General features: G+C 65.7%; 1 pseudogene. It reads right to left on the bottom strand.

What is annotated here, in order from left to right:
* A pseudogene (locus A2J03_RS26745) lies at positions 1-857 on the bottom strand (fused acetyl/propionyl-CoA carboxylase subunit alpha/methylmalonyl-CoA decarboxylase subunit alpha); the annotation flags it as partial.

The raw sequence follows: 857 nt of genomic DNA, 5'->3' as shown, positions 1-857 counted from the left end.
CCAGTAGGGCTGGGCGCCGACGTTGATGCCGGCGACGATGATGTTGATTTCACCGCCGGCTTGGGTGAAGGTGATGATGCGGCGTAGTCCGCGCGAGACCCAGTCCATGTTTTCGGTGCCGGTGGTCATGGAGATGGTGGCGCCGGAGGAGAGGGCGAACCATTCGACGGGTGCGCCGAGGTGTTCGGCGAGGTCGATGGCGGCGACGATGCGGGAGCATTCGGCTTCGGCGACGGTGCCGAGGGCTTTGGTGGGGTCACCGAAGAGTGCGACTCGGGTCATGCCGTCGGGGTAGCGGGCGGAGGGGGTGGTGACGATGCCGGTGATGATGCCGGCGGTGTTGTGGCCGTAGGGGCGCTCGACCGGTGTCAGGACACCCGAGGTGTCGAAGTCGTATTCGGTGAAGGTGCCGTCTGTGCCGGTGAGCAGTGGGATGAGTTCGTAGGGGTAGACGGTGCCGCGGGCTTGGCTGCGCTGGACTTTTTGGGTGTATTCGTCGAGTGGGCGTAGTGGTTCGGTGGGTTTGTCGGTGATTTTGGCGACGATGCCGGCGCCGGGGCGGTAGGAGAAGCGGATTGCGACTTCGCGTGGGGTGGCGGTGGGTCCGTTTTTGAGGCGGGCGATGAGGGTGATTTCTTCCAGGCCGGCGCCGATGGTGGAGGGTGCGATGTGGCGGGCGATGGTGGCGAGGCGATCTTCGGGGACGTCGAGGACGGGCCAGACGTAGAGGGTGACGCGGTTGGCGTCGAGTCGTTTGCGGCCGGGTCCGGATTGTGCGCGGCGGATGCCGTCGAGGCATGCTGCGACGGTGCGTTCGATTTCCGGTACGGCGACGACGTTGCCGTGTTCGTCGAGTT

It is taken from the genome of Rhodococcus sp. EPR-157 (assembly GCF_001647195.1).
Classification (GTDB): domain Bacteria; phylum Actinomycetota; class Actinomycetes; order Mycobacteriales; family Mycobacteriaceae; genus Rhodococcoides.
The sequence above is the reverse complement of the archived record's forward strand: the minus strand, read 5'-3'. Positions and strand labels throughout refer to the sequence as shown.